Source organism: Rathayibacter sp. AY2B9 (genome assembly GCF_002931595.1).
Taxonomy (GTDB): Bacteria; Actinomycetota; Actinomycetes; order Actinomycetales; family Microbacteriaceae; genus Rathayibacter.
Map to the genome: position 1 here is coordinate 41097 of NZ_PSUB01000011.1, position 21865 is coordinate 62961.

Below are 21865 nucleotides of genomic sequence, written 5' to 3' on the forward strand. Positions count from 1 at the left end.
CAGGGCGGTGGGCCTCCGGGCCCGCCGCCCTTCGTCGTGCCGCCGGGAATACACCGCCGCCCGCGCTCCTTGCCCTCCGTATGCGTTCGATCGTCTACTCCCGCACCGGTGACTCCTCCGTCCTCTCCCTCGTCGACCGGGAGGAGCGGGCGCCGGGCGCCGGCGAGGTCCGCGTCCGCGTCCTGGCGTCGGGCGTGAATCCGACCGACTGGAAAGCGCGCGCCGACGGCGACCTCGCGTTCGACGAGGTCGTGCCGAACCAGGACGGCGCCGGTGTCGTCGAGGCGGTCGGCGAGGGCGTCGAGGGCCTGGCCGTCGGCGACCGGGTCTGGATGTACCTCTCCGCGCACCGCCGCCCCACCGGCACCGCGCAGGAGTCGGCGGTGCTCGCCGCCGAGCACGTCGTGCGCCTGCCCGAGGGCGTCGGCACCGACGTCGCCGCGAGCCTCGGCGTCCCCGCGATGACCGCCCACCGCGCCCTCACCGTGCACGAGCACGGCCCCTCCCGCCTCGCCCCCGGCGCCCTCGCCGGCCGCACCGTCCTGGTCCAGGGCGGCGCCGGAGCCGTCGGGCACGCCGCGATCCAGCTCGCGGTCTGGGCCGGGGCGACCGTCATCGCGACGGTGAGCAGCGACTCCAAGGAGCGGCTCGCCCGTGCGGCCGGTGCGCAGCACGTGCTGCAGTACCCGGACGACGCCCTCGCCGACCGGATCCGCGAGCTCGCCCCCGAGGGCGTCCAGCACGTGGTCGAGGTCGCACCGGCTCAGAACGCCGCGCTCGACGTCGAGGTGCTCGCCAACCACGGCAGCATCGGGTACTACGCGAACAACAACGGCGACGAGTTCACCGTGCCGATCGTCGCGAGCTTCGCGAAGAACGCCCGGTGGCAGGGCCTGCTGCTCTACACGGTGGGCGAGGAGGCGCTGCAGGCCGCGGCCGAGGACATCACCGCGGCGCTCGCCGACGGCGCGCTCCCGGTGGGCGAGGAGGCGGGCCTCCCGCTGACCTGGTTCCCGCTCGAGGAGACCGCGGCCGCCCACGACGCGGTCGAGCAGGGCGCGACGGGAAAGGTGCTCATCCGCGTCGCCGACTGACCGCGAGGGCTCGCCTCTGATCGACTCCTGGCCGGATCAGCCCCGGAGCGGGGGCGAGCCCGGGACGGTCGAGCGGTCGGCCAGGCCGGCCACGAGCTCGGCGAGCGCCTCCTCGGCCGTGCGGGTCGGCGCCCAGCCGAGCTCGGCGCGGGCGCGCTCGGTCGACATCACCGGGACGTTGCCCGCGATGTCGAGCCAGCCCGCGTCGGTGCGCTGCAGGCGCAGGTGCCAGGTCGCGGTGACGACGGAGCGGAGCAGCCCGAACGGCACCGTGACCAGGCGGGCGCCGAAGGCGTGCGCCAGCCGCTCCGGAGTGAGGACCGGCTCGGCCGCGATGTTGAAGGCCCCGCCGGCGCGCCGGTCGAGCGCGCGCCAGAAGGCGTCGGCCACGTCGTCGGCGTGCACGCCCTGGAAGACGATGCTCCGCGGCAGCGGCAGGACCGGGATCCGGACCGCCTTCAGCCACCGCGTCGGGTAGTGGGGACCGGCGAAGAGCCCGGCGATCTCCGTCGCCGCTCCGCGCTGGAAGACGAGCCCCGGGCGCAGGCGTGTGACGACGATCTCGGGGTGCCGCTCCTCGAAGGCGTCGAGCTGCCGCTCGTTCGCGGCCTTGTGGCGGCTGTAGGTCGAGGTGTGCAGGCCGCCCGTGGGCCAGTCCTCGGTGACCCGGATCGACTTCGGCGCCGCGCTGTAGGCGCCCACGGACGAGGCGACGGCGACCTGGCCGACTCCCGCGGCGGCGACCGCCTCGAGCACGGCCGCGGTGCCTCCGACGTCGACCAGCCGCTGGAACGGCTCGTCGTGGCTGGGCTGCAGCGCCCAGGCGAGGTGGACGACGGCGTCGACGCCGGCGAAGGCCTCGCGGAGCCGCCGCGGGGCGACGCTCGACGCGAGGTCGATCTCGACCCAGCGCACGTCGCGGTACTCCTCCGAGCGGAGCCGAGGGGCCCGGCGGGCGATGCCCACGATCTCCTCCACCCCGGCCTCGCCGTGCAGGCGCCGCAGCAGGGCCGTCCCCAGGTTGCCGGTCGCCCCGACGATCGCGATCCGCATGGCGTCATCCCTCCGGGAGCGGCGCACGCCGGCCCCCTCCTCCGAGGCTAGGCAGGGGCGCCGCCGCGGAGGAGCCGCTTGACAGCGGGCACGACGGGACGCTCGGCGGGGACCGCCGGCGGCCGGCGGGGTGAATGCTCCTCCCCAGGGTGGATGCGGCCTAGACCACGGCGGGAGCGGGCGCATCCCCCCGCGCGGCCGGCCGCCGATCCCTAGCCTGGGACGATGCTGCCGACACCGCCCCGCCGCGTCCTCCCCGTGCGACACGAGGTCGAGGGCGTCACGCTGCGGACGGTCGACACCGGTCCGGCCGGAGCGGGCGCGGTGTTCGTCCTGATCCACGGGATCGGGATGTCGCACCACACCTTCTCGCCGCTCGCCGCCCGCCTGAAGCGGTACGGCCGGGTGATCGGCGTCGACCTCGCCGGCTTCGGCGCGAACGCGCGACCGCGGCGGAGGATCGGCCTCGAGGACCACGCGCGGCAGGTCGAGCAGGTCCTCCGCGGACTGGGCGTCTCGCGCGCGGTCGTCGTCGGGCACTCGATGGGGTCGCAGGTGGCGGTCGAGCTGGGGCTGCGCGCGCCCGGCCTGGTCGACGGCGCGGTACTCATCGGGCCGGTGGTGGATCCGCAGCGGCCCGGAGCGGTCCGCCAGGGGCTCGCGCTGCTGCGGGACTGCCTCGGCGAGCCGGTGGGCGTCGACGCGATCCTGCTGGCCGACTACCTGCGCGGCGGCCTGCGCTGGTACCTGCGCCAGCTGCCCGAGATGCTGCGGCATCCGGTCCAGGTGCGCGTCGCCGAGCTGGAGGTGCCGGTCCTCGTCGCCCGCGGCCGCGACGATCCGATCGCCACCCGGGACTGGTGCGAGCGGCTCACGGCCCGCGCGCGCGAGGGGCGGCTCGTCGAGTTCGCCGGCTCGCGCCACGTCGTCCCCCGCACCGAGCCCGGAGCGCTCGCCCGCGAGATCCTCCGCTTCGCCGCTGCGCTCGGCGAGAGGCCCGCCGCCCCGCTGCCCCTCCGGTCGGAGCCCGCCGCATGAGCCGGCTCCGGCGCCTGGTGCGCGACGCCGTCTGGTGGATCCGCGACTACGCCTACGCCGTCGCCTGGCAGGTACGCGGCGTCCTCTCGCGCCGCGCCCCGGACGACTACCTCGACGGCGACCGGCGTCCCGTCGTGGTCCTCCCGGGGATCTGGGAGACCTGGTCCTTCCTCCGCCCGATCATCGATCCGCTGCACGAGCGCGGGCACCCTCTCCACGTGCTGACGAGCCTCGGCCGCAACGGCCGCCCGGTCGCCCGGACCGCGGAGGACGTGGCCGCCTACCTCGCCGAGCACGGGCTCCGCGACGTGGTGATCGTCGCCCACAGCAAGGGCGGGCTGATCGGCAAGTACGTGATGACCGAGCTCGACCCGGACGGCCGGGTCGACCGGATGGTCGCCGTGGCGACCCCGTTCGGCGGCTCCCGCTACGCGCCCTACCTGGTCCTCCGGAGCCTGCGCGCCTTCTCGCCGCGCGACGCCACGACCCTGCTGCTGTCGAGCCGCTCCGGAGCGAATGCGCGGATCACCTCCGTGTTCGGCCTCTTCGATCCGCACATCCCCGAGGGCAGCATGCTCGAGGGCGCGGTCAACGTCCGGATCGAGACCGGCGGGCACTTCCGCATCCTGAGCGACCCCGAGACGCTCACCGCGGTCTTCACGGCGGTCTCGGCGGAGGAGCGCGCCGACGGAGAGGCGCCCTGACGACGGCGGAACCCCTGACGACTCCGTAGCAACCCGCGTCGCCGCGGCGGAACCCCCTGGCGCCTCCGGCCCGCGAGGCGGAGCGTGGAGCCATGCCCGCCTCCTCCACCGGCCCGACCGAGCTCCTCCTCGTCCGCCACGGCGAGAGCCTCGCCAACATCGCGGCGAGCGCCGCCGAGGCCTCGGGGGCGCACGAGATCGCCGTCGACCGCCGCGACCCCGACGTCGAGCTGTCCCCCGCCGGCGAGGAGCAGGCCCGCGCGCTCGGCCGCTGGCTGGCCGAGGAGGCGCGGCCCGCCTCCGCCTGGACGTCGCCCTACCGCCGCGCCTCCGCGACCGCGCGTCTCGCCCTCGGCGAGGCCGGCATCGACCTGCGGCTGCGCCCCGACGAGCGCCTGCGCGACCGCGACCTCGGCGTCACCGACCGCCTCACCTCCGCCGGCGTGCGGGCCCGGATGCCCGAGGAGGCGGCGCGGCGCGAGTGGCTCGGCAAGTTCTACTACCGGCCGCCGGGAGGAGAGGCCTGGACGGACCTCGCGCTCCGCGTCCGCGCCTTCGTCGACCACCTCGCCGTCGCCGCGCCTCCCGGGCCGGCGATCCTCTTCTGCCACGACGCGGTCGTCCTCGTCCTCCGCTACGTCCTCGAGGGCCTCTCCGAGCACGAGCTGCTCGACATCGGCGCCTCGACGCCCGTCGCCAACGGCTCCGTCACCCGTCTCGTCCGCGACGGCGATGCGTGGCGCCTCGAGCTCTTCAACCGCACGTCCCACCTCGAGCGCTCCGGCGCCCCCGTCACCCGGCACGACGACCGCGCGGCCGGAGAAGGAGACCCTCATGAGTGACCTCGTCTCCCGCGCCCTGCTCGAGCAGCGCTGGCCCCTCCCGGAGCCTGGAGGCTCGAAGCACTCCCGCGGCGACGTGGTCGTCGTCGGCGGCGCCCGCAAGACGCCCGGCGCCGCGATCCTCGCGGGGATCGCCGCGCTGCGGACCGGCGCGGGTCGCATCACGCTCTGCGTCGCCGAGTCGGTCGCGTCGGCCACCGCGGTCGCGCTGCCGGAGTGCGGAGTGGTCCCGCTCGCGGAGACACGCACCGGCTCCGTCTCGGGCCGCGGGCTCGACGTCCTGGCCGGCGAGCTCTCCTCCGCCGACGTCGCCCTGATCGGACCCGGCCTGGACGACCCGCGCGCGACCGCCGCGACCCTCCGTGCCCTCGCTCCGCTCCTCGACGACGTGCCGGCCGTGCACCTCGACGCCTTCCCGCTCGGGGTCCTGCCCGGGCAGCGCCGTCTCGCGTGGAGGCTCGCGGGCCGGCTCCTGCTGACCCCGAACTCGGAGGAGGCGTCCCGCCTCCTCGGCGAGGAGGTCGACGACGTCGAGCGGGCCGCCCTCGCTGTCGCCGAGCGCTACGGCGCGGTGGTGAGCCTGTTCAACACGATCGCCTCGCCCGACGGCGACGCGGTGCGGATCGAGGGCGAGCACCCCGGGCTGGCCACCGCGGGCAGCGGCGACGTGCTCGCCGGAGCGACGGCGGGCCTGCGCGGGCGCGGCGTCGATCCGATGGGCGCGGCCGCGTGGGGCGCGTTCCTGCACACGGAGGCGGACACGCGCCTCTCCGCACGGATCGGCCCGGCCGGGTACCTCGCGAGCGAGATCCCGGGGGAGTTCCCGCGCGTGCTGGCGGGCTGAGCGGGGCGGGTGCGCTGGGGACGGCAGTCGTTCCGAGGCGGGCCGGCGGTGCGAGCGCCCCGGACCGAGCCGGCGGCGTGAGCGGCGGCGATCACCGTGACCGCGGCGTCGACCTCAGTGCGCGACGTCGGCGACCGAGAACGCCACTCCCGGCGTGATCAGGATCGAGGTCTCGCGGGGCTCGCCCTCGCCCTGGTTCACCGTGATCCAGCGCGACGCGGAGCCGTCCAGGGCGCGGTCGATGCTCTCGCGCACCTCCGCGGCCGACGTCTCGCTCAGGCTGAACGGCGCTCCGCCGTAGATGATCTCGACGCGCTTCACAGCATGCTCTCCTCGCTCTGACGGGCGGTCCCGTGGGGCTCCTCGCTGATCCGCAGCCCGTGCGCCGTGTGCGAGTCGGCGAGCAGCTGTCGGATCCAGTCCGGGTTGATGTTCGGGGCACGGCCGCCGTGGTACTTGAAGCGCAACGGGATGGCGGGGTGCAGCCAGATCGAGGTGCGTCCGTCGCCGACCGCCTGCGAGTCCTTCCACGAGAAGTAGAAGGACTCGTTGCGCGCGAGCTTCGAGCCGATCACGATCTGCAGGTGCGCCAGCAGACGGTCGTCGAAGTCGGCCTCGAGGGTCGAGTCGTAGATCAGTCGCCCCATCAGGCGGTTCTCCGTTCGGGAAGTCGCCCGTCCGCGAAGGATCGGGCGGAGTCGTGAGTGTCGATCCTACCGGCGCCCCGGATGCTCACCAGGAGTCGTCCTCGCCGTGGAAGTGCGGGATCTCGGTGTCGACGGCGGAGAGGGGCCCGGCGTCGCCGTCCTCCTCGGCCACGGGGTGCGAGACGCCCAGGCGGGCCGTCTCGCGGGTGAAGCGCTCGACGAGCTCCTCGTCGAGCAGCTCCTCGGCTCCGTCGTCCTCGGACTCCGAGAACAGCTGGCTCGCCGGTCCGATCAGCAGCGCCGCCCGTCCGGGCCGGCCGGACTCCTGGCGGATCGGGATGTCGACCGTGATCGACCCCTTGGTGAGCGCCAGCGCCTCCGCGTAGGCCAGCAGCGACCGCGCGATGGCGGTACCCGTCAGCACGGAGCTGCCGGCGTAGTGGATGCGTTCCATGCCTTATTCCTACTCCTCGGGCGGCCGACCGGTCAGCGGTTGCGCGGTCGAGGCGGGGAGCGCTAGCGCCGCGTCGATCCGGCGGTCGAGCGCGTCGCGGACGGCCGGCCACTCGGCCGCGAGGATCGAGTGGACGGCCGTGTCGCGCCACGAGCCGTCGGCCCGGCGCTGGTCGTGGCGGAGCACCCCCTCGAACACGGCGCCGAGGCGGAGGATCGCGGCCCGCGAGCGCGCGTTCACCGCATCCGCCTGGAGCTTCACCCGCTCGTAGCCGCTGTCGAAGGCGAGCCCGAGCACCAGCCGCTTCGCCTCCGGGTTCACGACGGTGCCCCACGTCTCGGGCGCGTAGGCCGTCCAGCCGAGGTGGGCCGCCTCGCGCGTCTCGTCGAAGTCGGCCAGCGAGGTCGTGCCGACGACGCGCCCCTCCTGCAGCACAGCGAACGGCAGGCCCGTGCCCCAGGGGTAGTAGCGGTCGACGAAGGCGCGGAACTCCTCCGGGGTGCCGGGGAGGCCGGCGGGTCCTCCTCCGTAGCCGCCGGCGAACACCTCCGGACGCCCGATCGCCCGCCCGAGCGGCTCGACGTGCTCGGCGGCGAGCGGCTCGAGGACGATCGAGCGGCCGACGAGCGTGACGGGACCGGGGCGGCGGGGACTGCTCATGCGATCAGTGTGGGGCACCGTGCCAGCATGGCTCCATGAGCACCGCCGCGCTGTTCGAGTCCGCCGCCGCCGCCCTCATCGGCCTGCTCGCGCAGGTGCGGGAGGACCAGTGGGAGCAGCCGGGGCTCGGCGTCTGGGACGTCCGCGGCCTCGCGGGCCACGCGTCGCGAGCGGTGCTGACGGTCGAGGCGTACCTCCTCGCTCCGGAGCCGCCCGAGCCGACCATCGAGGACGCGCTCGACTACTACGCCGCGCTGGCCGGGAACGTCGCCGACCCCGCGGCGGTGGCGCGGCGCGGGGTCGAGGCGGGGCTGCTGCTCGGCGACAGGCCGGCTCAGGCGCTGGCGGAGGCGGCGGGCCGCGCGGTCGAGCTGGTCGCCGCCCAGCGTCCCGGCCGCCTCGTCGCCGTGGGCGGCCACGCGATCGAGCTGGACGAGTACCTCCGGACCCGGCTGCTCGAGCTGGTCGTGCACACGCTCGACCTCTCGCGGGCCACCGGGATCCCGCACGTGCTGCCCGCCGAGGCCGTCGAGGCGTGCTGCGCGCTGACCGGCGGGCTGGCCGCTCGAGCCGGACGCGGCGAGGAGCTCCTGCTCGCGCTGAGCGGGCGGGAGCCCCTCGCCGCGGGGTTCTCGGTGGTGTGAGGGCGCCGGCCCTCCGGCTGCGAGTTCTGCGCGGCGCCGGCCCTTCGGGGCACCGGGTCCTCCGTGGTGGGGGCGCCGATCCTCGGGCCGCGGGTTCTACGTGGTGCCGGTCCTCAGGCCACGGCGAGAGCGGCGACCGGCGACACCTTCGTGGCGCGGCGGGCGGGCAGCACGGCCGAGACGACCGTGATCACGACGCCCACCACGAGCACCGCCACCAGGATCGGCACCGGGACGGTCGGCGGGATCAGTCCGATGCCCGGCAGCGAGCCGAACACCGAGATCGCGCCGCACCAGCCGTAGACGATCCCGAGCACGATGCCGAGCACCGCGGCAGCGATGATCATCTGCGCCGCCTCGAGCACCACCATCGACCGCACCTGCGAGCCGGTGAAGCCGAGCGCGCGGAGCAGGCCCAGCTCGCGCCGGCGCTGCAGCACGCTGAGCGACAGCGTGTTGACCATGCCGACGGCGGCCAGGACGACCGAGAAGCCGAGCAGGACGCTCATCACCGCGGTGCTCACCTGGATGAACTGCTCGAACGCCGCGATCACCTCGGGATTCGTCTCGCCCGAGCGCTCCATGATCGTGCCGAAGGTGGCGGCGGCGACCGCGAACATCGTGACCAGCGACACTCCGATGACCAGTCCGATGACGGCGCGGGCGCTGCGCGCCGGATTGCGGACGGCGTTGGCGGACGCCAGTCGGGCGACGGGGCCCCGGCCGAAGGCGCGGCCCACGAGGGCCGTGAGCGGAGGGAGCAGGACGGGCGCCCCGAGGATCACGCCGGTGAAGGACGCCATGCCTCCGACGAGCCCGAGCAGGACGCCGCCGGGGTTGGCGAGCCCGAGGACCACGCCGGCGGCGAGCAGCAGCGCGCCGATCACGACGAAGACGATCGCCGTGACGTTGCGGGCGGTGCGGCCGCGCAGCTCCTCGTAGCGGGGCTCGGCGGAGGATCCGGCGGCCTGCGACGGCGCGACCGCGAGCACGCGGCGCGATCCGGACCACGAGGCGATGACCGTCGAGGCGACCACGGCGATCAGCGGCAGCACGAGGCCGGGCGAGACGAGCGGGTAGTCGAAGCGGGGCAGGGTGCCGCTCCGGATGGCGAGCTCCGCGGCGAGCGCCACGAGAGCGACGCCGGCGACCAGGCCGATCGCCGCTCCGAGGAGCCCCTGCAGGAGGCCCGTGCGGACGATCCCCCTGCGCAGCGACCGGCCGGAGGCGCCGAGCAGGCGCAGCAGGGCGATCTCGCGGGTGCGCCCGGCGATGACGGTCGAGACGGCGTTGGCCGTGACGATCCCGCCCACGAACACCGCGATGCCGAAGAAGACGGCGCCGACCATCCCGAGCATGAGTGCGACCTGGCCGATGCCGTCGATCCCCGCTGCCGCGAAGGCCGCGACCATGTCGGCGATGACCTGCACCAGCACGGCGCCGAACGCCGCGGCGAGCGCGGCGACGGTGACGATGGCGCCCCCGCCCTGGCTCGAGCCCGTGCGCACGCCGCTCACGCCGCGCCCTCCATCGTGAGCATCGCGCGCGAGATCTCCTCGGCGCTCATCCCGCGGCGGTCGTCGACGACGGCTCCGTCGCGGAGGAAGACGATGCGGTCGGCGTAGGCCGCCGCGATCGGGTCGTGGGTGACCATCGCGATCGACTGGCCGTACTCGCGGGTGGAGGCCCGGAGCAGGCTGAGGACCTCGCGGCCGGTGCGCGAGTCCAGGTTGCCGGTGGGCTCGTCGGCGAAGATCAGCTGCGGCCGGGTGGCGAGGGCGCGGGCGATCGCCACGCGCTGCTGCTGCCCGCCCGAGAGCTCGTGGGGCCGGTGCGTGAGGCGCTCGCGGAGCCCGAGGGACTCGATCAGCCGGGCGATCCACTGCTCCTCGTCGCCGGTCACGGAGCGGCCGTCGAGCTCGAACGGGAGGCGGATGTTTCCGCGCACGTCGAGCGTGGGGACGAGGTTGAAGGCCTGGAAGACGAAGCCGACGCTGCGGCGGCGGAGCACGGTCAGCTCGGCGTCGCTCATCGAGGTGATCTCGGCGTCCCCGAGGAACACGCGGCCGGAGGAGGCGGTGTCGAGGCCGGCGAGGACGTGCATGAGCGTCGACTTGCCGGATCCGCTGGGGCCCATCACCGCGGTGAACTCGCCCCGCTCGATCGAGAGCGTGACGTCGTCGAGGGCGACGACGGGCGGCGTGCTGCCGTAGAGCTTGCGCACGCCCTCGACGCGCGCCACGACGGAGGAGGTCTGGTTCTGCATGTCCTCGACGCTACGGAGGCACCCGTGTCGCCGGCGTCGTCCGCAGTGGCTCGCGGCGTCATCCCTCCGGCGGACCCGCGATGGTCCTGCGGGGTCAGCGGGGCCGGAGTCCCGCCCGGCGGAGGGCGAGGGCCGCCAGCGCGGCGGTGACGGCGGGGTCGCCGGTCCTCCAGCCCGCGGCGGCCTCCGGGTGCGCGGCGAGGATGTCGCGGGGGGACGCCTGGGTGAGCGCGCGCAGGGCCAGCAGCTCGGTTCCGCCGCCGGTCGAGCCGAGGGCGCGCAGCTCGGCGGTCCGGCGGGCGAAGCGGAGCCGGGGCCGGAGCCAGAGCACGGCCAGGAGCAGGAGCGGGAGGCCCCCGACGGCGAGCCCGGCGACCACGGCAAGGGCGCTCGCGAGCTGCTGATGGTCGCGTCCGGCGGCGGCGAGCACGGAGCCGGCCCCGCTCGCCTCGTCGAACGGCGCGCGCACGGCGTCGCCGAGCAGGGGGATGCCGCCGAGGGTGGTCCCGGCGTCGCTCATGGTCGAGCCGAAGCCGCTGCCGGCGCTCTCGAGCCGCCGGCCGATCTCGGCCAGGCCGGCGATCAGCGAGCCGACCGCGATCCCCGCGGCGATCGCCACGACGGCCACGCCGAGAGCGAGGGCGTCGGCCAGGATCTGCCGCGCGCGGACGGCCGGGAGGTCGGCGTAGATCTGCATGCGCCGATTATCCGGCGCGCTCGGCGGCGGTCGTGTCCACACCGGAGGAAGGATTCGTCGAGAGGGCCCGGGATCCGCGTCACTCCGCGAGGTCCCCGATGTTCTTGCTCCGTTGTGAACACGTGGGCCGCCTCCGAGAGGGCTGCCCGGCCCGGCTCCTCGCCGCTTCTAGTCGAGCAGGTCGTGCAGCACGACGACCTGCTCGCGCTCCGGGCCGACGCCGATCGCCGAGAACCGGGCGCCGCTCATCGCCTCGAGCGCGCGCACGTAGTCCTGCGCGGTCTGCGGCAGGTCCGAGAACTCGCGGCAGCCGGAGATGTCCTCCTGCCAGCCGGGGAACTCCTCGTAGATCGGCTTCGCGTGGTGGAAGTCGCTCTGCGAGACCGGGACCTCGTCGTGGCGCACGCCGTCGACGTCGTAGGCGACGCAGACGGGGATGGTCTCGAGGCCCGAGAGCACGTCGAGCTTGGTGAGGACGAAGTCGGTGACCCCGTTGATCCGCGCCGAGTAGCGGGCGATCGGGGCGTCGTACCAGCCGCAGCGGCGCGGGCGGCCGGTCGTGGTGCCGAACTCGAAGCCCTGCCGGCGGAGGTACTCGCCCCACTCGTCGAAGAGCTCGGTCGGGAACGGGCCGGCGCCGACACGGGTCGTGTACGCCTTGATGACCGCGATGACGCGGTCGATGCGGTTCGGCGCGACTCCGGAGCCGGTGGCCGCTCCTCCCGAGGTCGCGTTGGAGGAGGTGACGAACGGGTAGGTGCCGTGGTCGACGTCGAGCATCGTGGCCTGGCCGGCCTCGAACAGCACCGTTTTGCCGGCGTCGAGCGCCTGCGAGAGGACGAGCGACGTGTCGGCGACCATCGGGCGCAGGCGCTCGGTGTACTGCAGCAGATCCTCCAGCACCTGCTCGACCAGGATCGCGCGGCGGTTGTAGACCTTCACCAGCAGGTGGTTCTTCTGGTCGAGGGCGCCCTCGACCTTCTGGCGGAGGATGTTCTCGTCGAAGAGGTCCTGGATGCGGATGCCGACGCGGTTGATCTTGTCGGCGTACGCCGGGCCGATGCCGCGGCCGGTGGTGCCGATCTGGCGCTTGCCGAGGAAGCGCTCCGTCACCTTGTCGAGGGTGCGGTGGTAGCTGGTGATGACGTGCGCGTTGGCGCTGACGAGCAGCTTCGACACGTCGACCCCGCGCGCGCTCAGCGCCTCGAGCTCGTGGAACAGCACCTCGATGTCGACGACGACGCCGTTCGCGATGACCGGGACGACGCCCGGGGTGAGGATGCCGGAGGGGAGCAGGTGCAGGGCGTACTTCTCGTCGCCCACGACGACGGTGTGCCCGGCGTTGTTGCCCCCGTTGAACTTCACGACGTAGTCGACGCGGCTGCCGAGGAGGTCGGTGGCGCGTCCCTTGCCCTCGTCGCCCCACTGGGCGCCGGTGATGACGATTGCTGGCATGGCGTGTCCTTCTCGACGGGAGGGGCGGGGGTGGGCGGGTGCGGCGCGGCAGTCGTGCCGCCTCCGCGCGACCAGCCGCTCGATTCTAGCGGAGGGGCCGGAGGACGGCTCCAGCGCTCGGGGTCGGCCCCGCGGACTCCCCCGGCTCCGGGCCGGCACCGCGGACGCATCGCCGAGCAATGCTCTCGATCCCGTCATGCGCAGTTCACACGCGGCGCATAGATTCGAGGACGTTCACACTCCACTCATCACGCGAACAGGACCACGATGCGCAGACTCCGCGCCGCAAGCCTCCTCGCCGTCGTTGCACTCGGAGCCGCCACCGCCGCTCCGATCGCCTCGGCCGCCCCTCTCGACGACGGCGTCGAGCTCACCCTGGTGTCGACGACCGACACGCACGGGCACGTCTACGACTGGGACTACTTCGCGAACGCGCCGTACCCGGCCGACGGTGCGCTCGGCCTCACCCGCGTCGCGACCGAGGTCGACCGCCTCCGCGCCGAGAAGGGCGAGGAGTCCGTGCTCGTCATGGACAACGGCGACGCGATCCAGGGCACGCCGCTCACCTACTACTACGGCCTCGGCGACGGCGCCGCAGGCGTCCTCTCCGGCGAGACGACGCACCCGATGGCCACCGCGTTCAACACCATCGGCTACGACGCGCAGGTCGTCGGCAACCACGAGTACAACTACGGGCTCGACATGCTCAGCGCGTACGAGGGCGATCTGAACGCCCCGCTGCTGGGCGCGAACGTCGTCGACGTCGCCACGGGCAAGCCGTACCACGACCCCTACACGCTGATCGAGCGCGAGATCGACGGGAAGACGGTCACCGTCGGCGTCCTCGGCCTCGTCACGCCCGGCGTCCGCGTCTGGGACAAGCAGTACGTCGACGGCGTCCTCGAGTTCCAGGACATGGTCGCCGCCGCGAAGCAGTGGGTCCCGATCGTGCAGGAGCAGGCGGACGTGGTCGTCGTCCTCGCGCACACCGGCCAGGGCACGGTGCCGGACGCCGAGTACGACGCCGCCGACCTCAACGAGGACGTCGTCAACAACATCGCGACGCAGGTCCCCGGCATCGACGTGGTCGTCGCCGGCCACAGCCACAAGGACCTGCCGCAGACGCTGTTCACCAACGTCGCCGGCGAGCAGGTGCTGGTCACCCAGCCCGAGTTCTGGGCGCAGGGCCTCACCGAGGTCACCCTGAACCTGGTGCCGGACGCCGCGGGCGGCCTCGAGGTCGACTGGTCGGCCGGGAACGCACCCGTCACGCAGCCCGTCTACGCGAAGGACATCGCCGAGGAGTCGCCCGCACTGGTCGACGCCCTCACCGAGCAGCACGCCGCCACGATCGAGTACGTGAACACCCCCGTCGCCGACTCGGTCGAGGAGCTCTCGGCCGCGACCTCGCGCTACGAGGACACCCCGATCATCGACTTCATCAACACCGTCCAGGCCGAGACCGTCGAGACGGCTCTCGAGGGCACCGAGTGGGCCGACCTGCCGGTGATCTCGCAGGCGTCGCCGTTCTCGCGCACCGCCGTCTTCCCGAAGGGGCAGGTCAGCATCCGCGACATCGCGGGCCTGTACATCTACGAGAACACCCTCCGCGGAGTGGAGCTGACCGGAGCCGAGGTGCGCGACTACCTCGAGTTCTCGGCCCGCTACTTCGTGCAGACCGCCGAGGGCGCCGTGTTCGACCCCGAGACCGGCACCAACGCGACGACCGAGGACCGACCCGACGGCATCCCGGACTACAACTACGACGCGATCTCGGGCCTGGACTACGTGATCGACGTCTCCCAGCCCGCCGGCTCGCGGATCCGCGGTCTCGCCCACGCCGACGGGACCCCGGTCGCCGACGACGAGCGCTTCGTGATGGCGGTCAACAACTACCGCCAGAGCGGCGGAGGCGCCTACCCGGCCGTCGCGCAGGCACCGCTCGTCTACGACGAGCGTCTCGAGATCCGCCAGCTCCTCATCGACTGGTCGACCGCCCGCGGCGTGATCGACCAGGCCGACTTCTACGACCCCAACTGGTCGCTGACGACGGAGCCCGCCGCCGAGGTCCCGGTCACCCCGGCGCCGACCGAGCCCGGCGCCCCGACGGAGCAGCCCACCACCGCTCCGTCGCCGCATCCCACCACCACGGCGGCCCCCGTCGCGGGAGGCTCCGGCCCGGGCTCGCTCGCGAACACCGGCGCCGACGCGGCCGGCCTGATCGGCGGAGCCCTCGTGCTGCTGCTGTCGGGTCTCGCGCTGGTCGTCGCGCGACGCCGCCTCGCGGCCTAGCCGAGCAGGGCACGGGCGGCGGTCGGCGGGGTCTCCCGCCGGCCGCCGTTCGCCGTTCCGGAGGATCGCGGGACGATCGGGCCGCGGACCGGCGGCTCAGTCCCCGCGGCGTCGCGACCGGCGGGCCCGCCAGGCCGAGAACGCCCCGGTCGACCAGAGCGCCCAGACCACCAGCAGGGGCTGGAAGACGAGCCGCACCGCGCGCGCCGCGTCCGTCTCGAGGCCGAACGCCGGCGTCCGCGTCACCAGCTGCGAGATGTTCCCCGGGAAGACCGCGACGAAGAACGCGGCCACCACGACTCCCACGATCACGCGCCACCGCACGAGCACGACGAGCGCCAGCCCGAGCGCGATCTCGACGACGCCCGACGCGACGACCACCAGGTCCGGGTCGGCCGGCAGCCACGGCGGGACCTGCGCCTGGAAGGCCTGACGCGCGACCGTCAGGTGCGCCGAGCCGGCCGTGACGAGCACCAGGCCCAGGAGGATGCGGGCGAGAGTGCGCGGAACGGAGCGGCGTCCTCCGTCGGGCGCTGTGGCGGCGGTCATGCCCCCAGTCTGCGCTCGGAGCCCGCTCGCGCCGACCGCGCGCGCGTTCCGGCGGCGCCCCGTATCCTCGTTACCGCCCCGTCCGCAGACCGTGAAACGAGTTCCATGAGCACCCTGCCCCGCCTGATGGCCTTCGACCTCGACGACACCCTCGCCGCCTCGAAGTCCCCCGTCGACCCGGCGATGGCCGACCTCTTCGTGAAGCTGCTCCAGGCCACCGAGGTGTGCATCATCTCGGGCGGCCAGATCGGCCAGTTCCGGATGCAGGTGCTCGACCGCCTCGAGGGCGCCGACCCCGAGGTGCTCGCGAAGCTGCACCTCATGCCCACCTGCGGCACGCAGTACTACCGGTACGAGAACGGCGACTGGGCGCAGATCTACGCCGAGAACCTCACCGAGGACGAGAAGTCGCGCGCGCTCGCCGCCGTCGAGGAGAAGGCGAAGGAGCTCGGCTACTGGGAGTCCGAGACATGGGGCCCGATCCTCGAGGACCGCGACTCGCAGATCACCTTCTCGGCCCTCGGCCAGTCCGCGCCCGTCGAGGTCAAGCAGGCCTGGGACCCGGACGGCGAGAAGAAGAACACCCTCCGCGAGGCCGTGCAGGCCGTGCTCCCCGACCTCGAGGTCCGCTCCGGCGGCTCGACGTCGGTCGACATCACCCGCAAGGGCATCGACAAGGCCTACGGGATGAACAAGCTCACCGAGCTCACGGGCATCCCCCTCGACGACATGATCTTCGTCGGCGACCGCCTCGACCCGGACGGCAACGACTACCCCGTCAAGGCGATGGGCGTCGAGTGCTTCGCCGTCGAGGGCTGGCACGACACCGCCGCGTACCTCCGCTCCTACGGCCTGTAGCCGCTCCGCGCGCGAGACGTTCCGGGATCCCCTGCTGCGGCGGGGGATCCCGTGCAGCCGGGGGTCGTCGTACGCCTCGGGCGCCGTGCGTCGCCGGGCGTCCTGCGTCCAGCCGCCGTCAGGCGTCGGCGCCCCTTCGCGGGTCCTGTGCACCCACGCGTCCAGGCGCTGCGCAGGCGGGCACCGTCAGGCGTCCGGCCCTCCGTCGGGCCGCGGGCACAGCGCGTCCGGGCTCGGCCGGTTCGGGGGTCTGCGCGTCCGGGTCCTGCGCGTCCCGGCCGCTGTCAGACGTCCTCGTTCAGCGATCCGGACACCGTGCCGTCGAGGGCGAGGCGGAGCCGTTTCGGCAGGTTCGCGACCACGATCGCGTGCGACTCCTCGATGAGCTCGAGCACCAGCTCGGGCTCCACGGTCCCGCTGGCGTCGACGGTGACCCAGTGCTTCTTGTTCAGGTGGTAGCCGGGCTCGATCCCGTCGACCCCCGCGACCAGGTGCACCACGTTCTCGGGCAGCGCCTTCACGCTCACGACCGGCCGCCCGAACCGCTCCGACTCGAGCGCGAACACCTTCCCCGCGACCTTCCACACCCGGATCCCCTCCCCGAAGGGGAACCCCGCCTCCGCTCCCGGAAGCCCTTCGAGAAGCCGCTCCACCGCCCCGCCGTCCATCCCCCCATCCTGCCGCAGGCACGGCCCCCGCACTCCCCTGAGCAGGCGCGTGCCGTAGGCACGGCCCCCCGCTCAAGCCCCCCGCGGCCGCTCGTGCCGCAGGCACGGCGCCCCGCGCTCGTGCCGCAGGCACGGCGCCCACCCCACCAGCACAGGGCTAGGCGGCGTCCGGGTGCGGTTCTGGCAAGGCGGAGGAGGAAGCCGTAGCGGCGCTACGGCGCCCGACGACAACGCCGCCAGAACCGCACCCGGGCGCCGCCTAGTCGTTGCCGAGGATGATGATGGCGGCGGTAGGGGGTAACGCGTCCTCGTGGTACCGCTCGATCTCCTCGATGGCGATCGGGTCGGCCTGCTGGAGGAACTGGGTGAGGCGGGTGACCTCCTCGGTCTCGCCGATGGAGTCGGCGGCGCGGCGGAGGGCGTAGAGGGAGAGCAGGAATCCGCGGTTGGGTCCGTGGCGCCAGGGGATGGGGCCCTGGCCGCGCCAGCCGGCTCCGCGGAGGAGGTCGAGGCCGCGGTGGTAGCCGACGCGGGCGTAGGCGTAGGAGGGGAGGGCCGCGTCGATGCCCCAGACGCTGTCGGCGAGGAGTGCCCAGGCCAGCGGGGAGCGCGGGTGGGCGGCGGCGAGGGCGGCGAATTCGACGGCTCCCGGGTTCGCGTGCTTCGCGAGGGCCGCGGTGACCGCGGGCTCGTCGGGGAGGAGGGTCGGTTCGGGGCCCAGCAGGTTCTCGCCACTCATGCCTCCCAGGCTATCCCGCTCGAGGCTGTGCGGGTCCGGGGTCCGGCCGTCCGGCGCACGACGGTCGTCCCTCCACAGGGGCGTCAGCGGAGGGAGCCGGGCGGTTCGCCGGTCGTCGCCGTCGTGCGCGGGGGTGCCGCCGATAGCATCGACCCATGGCGACGAACCGCAGTGAAGTCGAGGCCTGGCTCACGGACATGGACGGCGTGCTGGTGCACGAGAACAAGGCGCTCCCCGGCGCGCCCGAGCTGATCCAGGAGTGGACCGATTCGGGCACCCCGTTCCTGGTGCTGACGAACAACTCGATCTTCACGCCGCGGGATCTGGCGGCGCGGCTGCGCGGGTCGGGGCTGCACGTGCCGGAGGAGCGGATCTGGACGAGCGCTCTGGCGACGGCGGACTTCTGCGCGTCGCAGAAGCCGGGCGGGAGCGCGTTCGTGATCGGCGAGGCGGGGATCACCACCGCGCTGCACGAGGCGGGCTTCATCATGACGGAGACGGCGCCGGACTACGTGGTCGTGGGCGAGACCCGCAATTACAGCTTCGAGGCGATCACGAAGGCGATCCGCCTGATCGTCGCGGGTGCGCGCTTCATCGTCACCAATCCCGATGCGACGGGGCCGAGTGCCGAGGGCGTGCTCCCGGCGACGGGGGCGATCGCGGCGCTCATCACGAAGGCGACGGGCAAGGATCCGTACGTCGTCGGCAAGCCGAACCCGATGATGTTCCGCTCGGCGATGAACAAGATCGGCGCGCACAGCGAGAACACCGGGATGATCGGCGACCGGATGGACACCGACATCGTCGCGGGCATCGAGGCGGGCCTGCACACCGTGCTGGTGCTGACGGGGATCAGCGACGAGGCCGAGATCGAGCGCTATCCGTTCCGCCCGGACGAGGTGCTGAGCGGGGTGCACGAGCTCCTGTCGTCGGAGCCGCTGGAGTCGGAGTTCCCGCCGGATTCAGCGGTCTGAGTCCCGGCAGCGGGCCGGGCGCCGGTTCCTGACACGGCACCGCGGCTCGCGGGGGTCAGAAGCGGACGTGCTGCAGCACCCAGGCGTGCATCGCGACGGCTGCCGCCGCCGAGGCGTTGATCGACCGGGTCGAGCCGAACTGCGAGATCTCGAGCACGGCCTCCGAGGCGGCGATCGCCTCCTCCGAGAGGCCGGGTCCCTCCTGCCCGAACAACAGGAGGCAGCGCTCGGGGAGCCGGTAGGTCTCGAGAGGAACGCAGCCGGGGACGTTGTCGACGGCGAGGAGGGGCACGTCCGCCTCCGCGGCCCACTGCACGAGGTCGGCCACCGTCTCGTGGTGCTGGACGTGCTGGTAGCGGTCGGTGACCATCGCGCCGCGCTTGTTCCACCGCCGCCGGCCGACGATGTGGACGCCCTCCGCGCCGAACGCGTTCGCGCTGCGGACGATCGAGCCGATGTTCATGTCGTGCTGCCAGTTCTCGATCGCGACGTGGAACGGGTGCCGCGTGCGGTCGAGCTCCGCGACGATCGCGTCCATCCGCCAGTAGCGGAAGCGGTCGACCACGTTGCGCGCGTCGCCGCGCTCCAGCAGCTCCGGGTCGAGGCGGTCGTCCTCGGGCCGCTCGCCCTGCCAGGGGCCGACGCCGTTCGTGGTGAGCTCCACGGAGGCGGTGGGTCCGGTCGCGGGGGTCGCCTCGTTCTCCTGCACGACGAGCGATCCTACTGGGCGCTCCGCGGCTCGGCCGGGTGCACCGGGCCGGTGCCCGGCGGCGTCCCCCGAAGCCTGAGGGACGGCGCGCGTCAGGCCGCGGGAGTGCCGGCGAGGGAGCCGGTCAGCTCGCCGCCGCCCGCCCGGTCGACGAAGCAGTAGTAGCTGCGCTCGCCCGCGTCCCACTGCTCCTGGGTGACGGGGAACGCACCGGCGACCTGCACGTCGCCGTAGGTCTCGGCCGCCGCGACGTCCACGACGCCCTGCGCCTGGCAGAGCGAGGAGACGGTGACGGCCAGAGCGTCCTGGCCGGGGAACGCCGCGTCGGTCAGCTCCGCCGTGGCGACGAGCTGGGCGGAGTGAGCCGCCGCGCAGTCCACGACGGTGAACTCCTCCGCCCAGACGGAGTCGAAGGGATCGACGCACTCGCCGCCGAGGAGCGCGCTCCAGGCCCAGGTGCCGACGGGCAGCGGTCCGACGGTCGGGAGGGTCGCGGTCGGCGTGGGCGAGGGGGTCGGCTCCGCCGTGGGCGTCTCGCTGACGACCGGGGCGGCCTGCGGCTCTGCTCGGCCGCCGGCGCTCCCGACGGCGATGCCGATCGCGAAGAGCCCGGCGAGGAGGATCACCGCACCCGCCGCGATCAGGCCGATCAGGAGCCGGCGTCGGCTGAGCGTGCGCCACGCGGGTGCTGCGGCGGGCGCCGAGTCGCGTTCGCGGCTCTCGGGTCGGGACCGGGCGGAGCGGCGCTTCCGCGGCGGAGCGGCGTTGACGTGGGCGGCCGCGGGAGCGGTGCGGAAGGGCGCGGGCTCGGCGCGGTCGGCGGGCTCGGCGGCCGGCTCGAGGTTCCACGAGTAGGCGCCGGCGGTCTCGCGCCACAGCTCCTCGTCGCCGCCGTCCTCGTCGGGCTCGTCCTTCGGAGCGACGACCTGCTCCCACACGGGCGGCTGGTCCCAGTCCCCTCGCGGGTCGGGCCACTCGTAGACGGCGGGCGGAGTCGGCTCGCGCGGAGTCGGCGGGGTGGCGCCGACCGGGCGTCCGTCGGCGGGGGAAGGGACGCCGGAGCGGCCCGCCGGGTCGACGTCGGCCGAGGATCCGGCATCGGGCTCGTCGTCCGGCCGGTGCGCGCTGCGCAGTCCGGCGGGGGCGGTCGGCAGGTCGGCGGGAGGGTCGGTGTGCGGCAGGACCGGGCGCACGGAGTCCGCCCCGCGGCGGTGCACCTCGGTGCGGCCGGCATCGGTGGAGGCGTCGGAGCCGGAGCCGTCCGCGTCGTCGCGGAGGGGGGCGAAGAACGCGTCGAAGGCGTCCTCGTCGGAGTCTTCCTCGTCGGACACGTCCGCGTCGGAGGCACTCGTCTCGCGGGCAGTCGTACCCCCGGCACCCGTCTCGCGGGCACTCGCCTCGCGGGCATCCGTCTCGGGCGCTCCCACGGCGCGGGCTCCCGTGTCGTCGCCCCGAGAACTCCGTCCCTCGGCGGGGACGCCGTCGTGGCCGGGGGAGCGCTCCGGCTCAGCGACCGTTCCGCGGTCGGCGTCGGCGTCCTGCTCCTCCACCCGAGCGGAGTCGTCCGCGGGTTTCGGGAGGTCGCCGTCGGCCTCCTCGGCGGCGGGCGTCGCGCTCAGCACGGGCTCCCCCGGCCACAGGCCGACCGGAGCGGCAGGGGCACGGCGCGGCGCAGTGTCGGAGTTGCTGTCGCTGTCGCTGTCGCTCGACGACGGTCCGGCCGCGTCGGCGGAGGAGGCCGACTCGCTCGCAACGCTCCGCTCCTCCGCTGACGCGTGGGCCTCGTCGGCTGCGGACTCAGCAGGACCGGACGTCCGCTCCGCGCGCGACTCCTCCACGGGAGGGACGGGGCGGGGCGAGTCGAAGATGCTCTTCAGGCGGCCGCCGCTGAGCTGCTGGAGCAGCCACTCGCTGCTGCCGACGGGACGCTCCGGCTCGGGTCGCTCCGGCTCGGCACGCTCCGGCTCGGCACGCTCCGGCTCGGCACGCTCCGGCTCGGCACGCTCCGGCTCGGAGGCCTCCGATCCGGCAGGCTCGGGCTCGCGGCCCTCGGACCCGCGGCGCTCCGGCTCCGGGTGCTCGCCGCCTCCCGGGCCCCCGCCGCGTCCCCCCTCGTCGACCATCAGCTCAGGCCGAGGTCGGCCAGACCGATCGCGGCGAAGTACGGGTAGCCGGCGTCCTCGATGATCTCGCGGGCACCGGTCGCGCGGTCGACGACGACGGCGACTCCTGCGATCTCGGCGCCGACCTTCAGCAGGGCCTCGATCGCCTTCAGCGGCGAGCCGCCGGTGGTGGACGTGTCCTCGACGACGACGACGCGCTTGCCCTCGAGGTCGGGGCCCTCGACCTGCCGGCCGCGGCCGTGGTCCTTGGGCTCCTTGCGCACGACGAACGCGTCGTAGGCGAGACCGCGGGCGGCGCCCTGATGGAGGATCGCGGCGGCGATCGGGTCGGCTCCCATGGTGAGGCCGCCGACGGCGTCGACGCGCTCGATGGGCGCGATGAGGTCGAGCATGACCTGCCCGATCAGCGGCGCGACCCGGTGGTCGAGGCTCACGCGGCGCAGGTCGACGTAGTACGACGCCTTCTTGCCGCTCGTGAGGGTGAAGTCCCCGTGGAAGACGGCGTCGGAGCCGATGTACTCGATGAGCTGCTGGCGTGCGTCGGTCACGCGCCTA

24 protein-coding genes are annotated in these 21865 nt (G+C 74.0%); 9 read left to right on the forward strand and 15 right to left on the reverse strand.

The genetic code is table 11. The features are described 5' to 3' along the window. The first annotated feature begins 80 nt into the window (after positions 1 to 80). Complete coding sequence (locus C5C25_RS11420; RefSeq protein WP_104250667.1) at positions 81 to 1094, forward strand: NADPH:quinone reductase; 1014 nt, start codon at positions 81 to 83, stop codon at positions 1092 to 1094. A 36-nt stretch (positions 1095 to 1130) separates the two neighbouring features. On the opposite strand, the gene C5C25_RS11425 is transcribed toward C5C25_RS11420, so the two are convergent. After that, positions 1131 to 2147, reverse strand: a complete 1017-nt coding sequence (locus tag C5C25_RS11425) for an NAD-dependent epimerase/dehydratase family protein (protein ID WP_104222770.1) — start codon at positions 2145 to 2147, stop codon at positions 1131 to 1133. Between the two features lie 225 nt (positions 2148 to 2372). Here C5C25_RS11425 and C5C25_RS11430 point away from each other — a divergent pair, with 225 nt between their 5' ends. The 4 genes from C5C25_RS11430 to C5C25_RS11445 all read left to right on the forward strand — a co-directional run bounded on the left by C5C25_RS11430 (position 2373) and on the right by C5C25_RS11445 (position 5575). After that, complete coding sequence (locus C5C25_RS11430) at positions 2373 to 3185, forward strand: alpha/beta fold hydrolase (RefSeq protein WP_104250668.1); 813 nt, start codon at positions 2373 to 2375, stop codon at positions 3183 to 3185. After that, positions 3182 to 3889, forward strand: a complete 708-nt coding sequence (locus C5C25_RS11435; RefSeq protein WP_104250669.1) for a triacylglycerol lipase — start codon at positions 3182 to 3184, stop codon at positions 3887 to 3889. The genes C5C25_RS11430 and C5C25_RS11435 overlap by 4 nt, the downstream gene beginning before the upstream one ends. A gap of 92 nt (positions 3890 to 3981) precedes the next feature. Beyond that, the gene (locus C5C25_RS11440; protein WP_104250670.1) at positions 3982 to 4731 is read left to right on the forward strand and encodes a histidine phosphatase family protein; all 750 of its coding nucleotides are present in this window, start codon (positions 3982 to 3984) and stop codon (positions 4729 to 4731) included. Further along, positions 4724 to 5575 (forward strand): NAD(P)H-hydrate dehydratase, encoded by an 852-nt coding sequence (locus C5C25_RS11445; protein ID WP_104250671.1) that lies wholly within the window; start codon positions 4724 to 4726, stop codon positions 5573 to 5575. Before C5C25_RS11440 ends, C5C25_RS11445 begins: the two co-directional genes overlap by 8 nt. A gap of 114 nt (positions 5576 to 5689) precedes the next feature. Here C5C25_RS11445 and C5C25_RS11450 read toward each other — a convergent pair whose 3' ends face one another. The 4 genes from C5C25_RS11450 to C5C25_RS11465 form a co-directional block, all read right to left on the reverse strand. Continuing rightward, positions 5690 to 5896 carry a hypothetical protein gene (locus C5C25_RS11450; protein ID WP_104222775.1) on the reverse strand — a complete coding sequence of 69 codons (207 nt, stop codon included), beginning with the start codon at positions 5894 to 5896 and terminating at the stop codon, positions 5690 to 5692. Then, on the reverse strand, positions 5893 to 6222 hold the full coding sequence (locus C5C25_RS11455; protein ID WP_104222776.1) for an ATP-dependent DNA ligase: 330 nt from the start codon (positions 6220 to 6222) through the stop codon (positions 5893 to 5895). Before C5C25_RS11455 ends, C5C25_RS11450 begins: the two co-directional genes overlap by 4 nt. Before the next feature lie 85 nt (positions 6223 to 6307). Then, positions 6308 to 6676, reverse strand: coding sequence for a hypothetical protein (locus tag C5C25_RS11460; protein ID WP_104250672.1), 369 nt, complete (start codon positions 6674 to 6676; stop codon positions 6308 to 6310). A 9-nt stretch (positions 6677 to 6685) separates the two neighbouring features. Next, positions 6686 to 7336: a GNAT family N-acetyltransferase gene (locus C5C25_RS11465; protein ID WP_104250673.1), complete on the reverse strand. Its 651-nt coding sequence runs from the start codon at positions 7334 to 7336 to the stop codon at positions 6686 to 6688. 35 nt (positions 7337 to 7371) lie between these two features. Between C5C25_RS11465 and C5C25_RS11470 the strand changes: the two genes are divergently transcribed. Continuing rightward, positions 7372 to 7980, forward strand: coding sequence for a maleylpyruvate isomerase N-terminal domain-containing protein (locus tag C5C25_RS11470; protein ID WP_104250674.1), 609 nt, complete (start codon positions 7372 to 7374; stop codon positions 7978 to 7980). 113 nt (positions 7981 to 8093) lie between these two features. Here C5C25_RS11470 and C5C25_RS11475 read toward each other — a convergent pair whose 3' ends face one another. From C5C25_RS11475 to C5C25_RS11490, 4 genes are all read right to left on the reverse strand, one after another. After that, on the reverse strand, positions 8094 to 9497 hold the full coding sequence (locus tag C5C25_RS11475) for an ABC transporter permease (protein WP_258069400.1): 1404 nt from the start codon (positions 9495 to 9497) through the stop codon (positions 8094 to 8096). Further along, the gene (locus C5C25_RS11480) at positions 9494 to 10246 is read right to left on the reverse strand and encodes an ABC transporter ATP-binding protein (protein WP_104222781.1); all 753 of its coding nucleotides are present in this window, start codon (positions 10244 to 10246) and stop codon (positions 9494 to 9496) included. The genes C5C25_RS11475 and C5C25_RS11480 overlap by 4 nt, the downstream gene beginning before the upstream one ends. 94 nt (positions 10247 to 10340) lie before the next feature. Then, positions 10341 to 10943, reverse strand: coding sequence for a hypothetical protein (locus tag C5C25_RS11485; protein ID WP_104250675.1), 603 nt, complete (start codon positions 10941 to 10943; stop codon positions 10341 to 10343). A 168-nt stretch (positions 10944 to 11111) separates the two neighbouring features. Next, positions 11112 to 12398: an adenylosuccinate synthase gene (locus C5C25_RS11490; protein WP_104250676.1), complete on the reverse strand. Its 1287-nt coding sequence runs from the start codon at positions 12396 to 12398 to the stop codon at positions 11112 to 11114. 267 nt (positions 12399 to 12665) lie between these two features. Here C5C25_RS11490 and C5C25_RS11495 point away from each other — a divergent pair, with 267 nt between their 5' ends. Next, positions 12666 to 14690, forward strand: a complete 2025-nt coding sequence (locus C5C25_RS11495) for a bifunctional UDP-sugar hydrolase/5'-nucleotidase (RefSeq protein WP_104250677.1) — start codon at positions 12666 to 12668, stop codon at positions 14688 to 14690. A gap of 96 nt (positions 14691 to 14786) precedes the next feature. Here the strand turns inward: C5C25_RS11495 and C5C25_RS11500 are convergent, their stop codons facing one another. Continuing rightward, positions 14787 to 15239 carry a DoxX family membrane protein gene (locus C5C25_RS11500; RefSeq protein ID WP_104250678.1) on the reverse strand — a complete coding sequence of 151 codons (453 nt, stop codon included), beginning with the start codon at positions 15237 to 15239 and terminating at the stop codon, positions 14787 to 14789. 105 nt (positions 15240 to 15344) lie between these two features. On the opposite strand from C5C25_RS11500, the gene C5C25_RS11505 reads away from it, so the two are divergent. Next, the gene (locus C5C25_RS11505; protein WP_104222786.1) at positions 15345 to 16097 is read left to right on the forward strand and encodes an HAD-IIB family hydrolase; all 753 of its coding nucleotides are present in this window, start codon (positions 15345 to 15347) and stop codon (positions 16095 to 16097) included. Between the two features lie 284 nt (positions 16098 to 16381). Here C5C25_RS11505 and C5C25_RS11510 read toward each other — a convergent pair whose 3' ends face one another. Both C5C25_RS11510 and C5C25_RS11515 read right to left on the reverse strand, forming a co-directional pair. Beyond that, a complete protein-coding gene (locus C5C25_RS11510; RefSeq protein WP_104250679.1) occupies positions 16382 to 16765 on the reverse strand; it encodes an MmcQ/YjbR family DNA-binding protein in 384 nt (127 codons plus the stop codon). A 259-nt stretch (positions 16766 to 17024) separates the two neighbouring features. Further along, complete coding sequence (locus tag C5C25_RS11515; RefSeq protein WP_104234388.1) at positions 17025 to 17504, reverse strand: DUF3151 domain-containing protein; 480 nt, start codon at positions 17502 to 17504, stop codon at positions 17025 to 17027. Positions 17505 to 17659: 155 nt separating this feature from the next. On the opposite strand from C5C25_RS11515, the gene C5C25_RS11520 reads away from it, so the two are divergent. Then, a complete protein-coding gene (locus C5C25_RS11520; protein WP_104225721.1) occupies positions 17660 to 18478 on the forward strand; it encodes an HAD-IIA family hydrolase in 819 nt (272 codons plus the stop codon). A 55-nt stretch (positions 18479 to 18533) separates the two neighbouring features. On the opposite strand, the gene C5C25_RS11525 is transcribed toward C5C25_RS11520, so the two are convergent. From C5C25_RS11525 to pyrE, 3 genes are all read right to left on the reverse strand, one after another. Then, positions 18534 to 19187 (reverse strand): TrmH family RNA methyltransferase, encoded by a 654-nt coding sequence (locus C5C25_RS11525; protein WP_104250680.1) that lies wholly within the window; start codon positions 19185 to 19187, stop codon positions 18534 to 18536. A 92-nt stretch (positions 19188 to 19279) separates the two neighbouring features. Next, the gene (locus tag C5C25_RS16955) at positions 19280 to 21310 is read right to left on the reverse strand and encodes a septum formation family protein (protein WP_104250681.1); all 2031 of its coding nucleotides are present in this window, start codon (positions 21308 to 21310) and stop codon (positions 19280 to 19282) included. Beyond that, a complete protein-coding gene (gene pyrE / locus C5C25_RS11535; protein ID WP_104222804.1) occupies positions 21310 to 21858 on the reverse strand; it encodes an orotate phosphoribosyltransferase in 549 nt (182 codons plus the stop codon). Before pyrE ends, C5C25_RS16955 begins: the two co-directional genes overlap by 1 nt. Positions 21859 to 21865 lie beyond the last annotated feature (7 nt).